This window comes from Chryseobacterium sp. 27AL, from assembly GCF_057815395.1.
Window position 1 is genome coordinate 1 of sequence record NZ_JBYRIW010000033.1, and the last position, 928, is coordinate 928.

Consider the following 928-nt stretch of genomic DNA (forward strand, 5'->3'; position numbering starts at 1 on the left):
GACTCTATGAAGCTGGAATCGCTAGTAATCGCGCATCAGCCATGGCGCGGTGAATACGTTCCCGGGCCTTGTACACACCGCCCGTCAAGCCATGGAAGTCTGGGGTACCTGAAGTCGGTGACCGTAAAAGGAGCTGCCTAGGGTAAAACAGGTAACTAGGGCTAAGTCGTAACAAGGTAGCCGTACCGGAAGGTGCGGCTGGAACATCTCATTTTAGAGCGTCTAAAAGACGATAAAAAAACAAGGACACTATGTGTCCAGTACTTACTTCAAAGTAAAGCTTTAGTTTTTTATTGGTTGCTATACTATAAAAGATAAATGATAATCGATGAATGATAAAAAATCACCCATCCATCATCATCTATTAATTATAGATAAAGATAAACCCACTAGAAATTAGTATAAGGGATAAGAGATTGAGAAGAGCGGTGAGAGAAGGGAATGAGTATAGTTAAATATATCATTCATCACTTATCACTTATTACTCATAACAAAGTCTCGTAGCTCAGCTGGTTAGAGCGCTACACTGATAATGTAGAGGTCGGCAGTTCGAGCCTGCCCGAGACTACTAATTAAAGCGGTAAGCATTAAGCTTCAAGCATTAGGCATTAGCCTAAAGCTTATAGCCTAGAGCCTACAGCACCTAGAGGGGGAATTAGCTCAGCTGGCTAGAGCGCCTGCCTTGCACGCAGGAGGTCAAGGGTTCGACTCCCTTATTCTCCACAGTTTTTGAAAACTGGTTTAAAAGTTACGATTGGAGCCAAAAACAACAATTGTTCATCAGTTTGAAGGAAAGAAAATTAAGATCATTGACATTAACGGTAAAGACATCACAAAGAGAAAACCGAGCACTTATAAGTGCTTGAGTAACCTAAAAATAGGAAAGAAATCGTTAAGGGCGTATGGCGGATGCCTAGGCTTTCAGAGG

Annotated in this window: 2 tRNA genes and 1 rRNA gene; all 3 read left to right on the plus strand. The window is 42.1% G+C overall.

What is annotated here, in order from left to right:
* Positions 1-214, plus strand: a 16S ribosomal RNA gene (locus AC3WV0_RS18065); the annotation flags it as partial.
* Positions 215-494: 280 nt separating this feature from the next.
* Positions 495-568: transfer RNA gene (locus AC3WV0_RS18070), tRNA-Ile, on the plus strand.
* An 81-nt stretch (positions 569-649) separates the two neighbouring features.
* Positions 650-723: transfer RNA gene (locus tag AC3WV0_RS18075), tRNA-Ala, on the plus strand.
* Positions 724-928 lie beyond the last annotated feature (205 nt).